This is a genomic window from Streptomyces sp. HB132 (assembly GCF_016909575.1).
In the GTDB taxonomy this organism is placed as follows: Bacteria; Actinomycetota; Actinomycetes; order Streptomycetales; family Streptomycetaceae; genus Streptomyces.
Map to the genome: position 1 here is coordinate 1 of NZ_JAFBGA010000041.1, position 2,695 is coordinate 2,695.

A 2,695-nucleotide genomic window follows, 5' to 3' on the forward strand; every position below is an offset into this window, starting at 1 on the left:
CACCCAAGTAGCACGGGGCCCGAGAAATCCCGTGTGAATCTGGCGGGACCACCCGCTAAGCCTAAATATTCCCTGGTGACCGATAGCGGATAGTACCGTGAGGGAATGGTGAAAAGTACCGCGGGAGCGGAGTGAAATAGTACCTGAAACCGTGTGCCTACAAGCCGTGGGAGCGTCGCTGTATGTGCTTGCACATGCAGTCGTGACTGCGTGCCTTTTGAAGAATGAGCCTGCGAGTTAGCGGTGTGTAGCGAGGTTAACCCGTGTGGGGAAGCCGTAGCGAAAGCGAGTCCGAATAGGGCGATTGAGTTGCACGCTCTAGACCCGAAGCGGAGTGATCTAGCCATGGGCAGGTTGAAGCGGAGGTAAGACTTCGTGGAGGACCGAACCCACCAGGGTTGAAAACCTGGGGGATGACCTGTGGTTAGGGGTGAAAGGCCAATCAAACTCCGTGATAGCTGGTTCTCCCCGAAATGCATTTAGGTGCAGCGTCGTGTGTTTCTTGCCGGAGGTAGAGCACTGGATAGGCGATGGGCCCTACCGGGTTACTGACCTTAGCCAAACTCCGAATGCCGGTAAGTGAGAGCACGGCAGTGAGACTGTGGGGGATAAGCTCCATGGTCGAGAGGGAAACAGCCCAGAGCATCGACTAAGGCCCCTAAGCGTACGCTAAGTGGGAAAGGATGTGGAGTCGCAGAGACAACCAGGAGGTTGGCTTAGAAGCAGCCACCCTTGAAAGAGTGCGTAATAGCTCACTGGTCAAGTGATTCCGCGCCGACAATGTAGCGGGGCTCAAGCGTACCGCCGAAGTCGTGTCATTCACACATATAGGGCCAACGCCTGTGTGGATGGGTAGGGGAGCGTCGTGTGCCGGGTGAAGCAGCCGCGGAAGCGAGTTGTGGACGGTTCACGAGTGAGAATGCAGGCATGAGTAGCGATACACACGTGAGAAACGTGTGCGCCGATTGACTAAGGGTTCCTGGGTCAAGCTGATCTGCCCAGGGTAAGTCGGGACCTAAGGCGAGGCCGACAGGCGTAGTCGATGGACAACCGGTTGATATTCCGGTACCCGCTTTGAAACGCCCAATACTGAATCAGGCGATGCTAAGTCCGTGAAGCCGGCCCGATCTCTTCGGAGTTGAGGGTAGTGGTGGAGCCGACGAACCAGACTTGTATTAGGTAAGCGATGGGGTGACGCAGGAAGGTAGTCCAGCCCGGGCGGTGGTAGTCCCGGGGTAAGGGTGTAGGCCGTGTGGTAGGTAAATCCGTCACACGTTAAGGCTGAGACCTGATGCCGAGCCGATTGTGGTGAAGTGGATGATCCTATGCTGTCGAGAAAAGCCTCTAGCGAGTTTCATGGCGGCCCGTACCCTAAACCGACTCAGGTAGTCAGGTAGAGAATACCGAGGCGTTCGGGTGAACTATGGTTAAGGAACTCGGCAAAATGCCCCCGTAACTTCGGGAGAAGGGGGGCCATCACTGGTGATTGGATTTACTCCATGAGCTGGGGGTGGCCGCAGAGACCAGCGAGAAGCGACTGTTTACTAAAAACACAGGTCCGTGCGAAGCCGTAAGGCGATGTATACGGACTGACGCCTGCCCGGTGCTGGAACGTTAAGGGGACCGGTTAGTGCACTTTCGGGTGTGCGAAGCTGAGAACTTAAGCGCCAGTAAACGGCGGTGGTAACTATAACCATCCTAAGGTAGCGAAATTCCTTGTCGGGTAAGTTCCGACCTGCACGAATGGCGTAACGACTTCTCGACTGTCTCAACCATAGGCCCGGTGAAATTGCACTACGAGTAAAGATGCTCGTTTCGCGCAGCAGGACGGAAAGACCCCGGGACCTTTACTATAGTTTGATATTGGTGTTCGGTTCGGCTTGTGTAGGATAGGTGGGAGACTTTGAAGCAGCCACGCCAGTGGTTGTGGAGTCGCCGTTGAAATACCACTCTGGTCGTGCTGGATGTCTAACCTGGGTCCGTGATCCGGATCAGGGACAGTGTCTGATGGGTAGTTTAACTGGGGCGGTTGCCTCCTAAAGAGTAACGGAGGCGCCCAAAGGTTCCCTCAGCCTGGTTGGCAATCAGGTGTTGAGTGTAAGTGCACAAGGGAGCTTGACTGTGAGACCGACGGGTCGAGCAGGGACGAAAGTCGGGACTAGTGATCCGGCAGTGGCTTGTGGAAGCGCTGTCGCTCAACGGATAAAAGGTACCCCGGGGATAACAGGCTGATCTTCCCCAAGAGTCCATATCGACGGGATGGTTTGGCACCTCGATGTCGGCTCGTCGCATCCTGGGGCTGGAGTCGGTCCCAAGGGTTGGGCTGTTCGCCCATTAAAGCGGTACGCGAGCTGGGTTTAGAACGTCGTGAGACAGTTCGGTCCCTATCCGCTGTGCGCGTAGGAATATTGAGAAGGGCTGTCCCTAGTACGAGAGGACCGGGACGGACGAACCTCTGGTGTGCCAGTTGTCCTGCCAAGGGCATGGCTGGTTGGCTACGTTCGGAAAGGATAACCGCTGAAAGCATCTAAGCGGGAAGCCTGCTTCGAGATGAGTATTCCCACCACCTTGAGTGGTTAAGGCTCCCAGTAGACGACTGGGTTGATAGGCCAGATGTGGAAGCCCGGTAACGGGTGGAGCTGACTGGTACTAATAGGCCGAGGGCTTGTCCTCAGTTGCTCGCGTCCACTGTGTT

At 56.0% G+C, this 2,695-nt stretch carries 1 rRNA gene; it reads left to right on the forward strand.

Annotation, left to right across the window (positions count from 1 at the left end):
- Window positions 1–2,673, forward strand: a 23S ribosomal RNA gene (locus tag JOC24_RS32950); the annotation flags it as partial.
- Window positions 2,674–2,695: the final 22 nt, after the last annotated feature.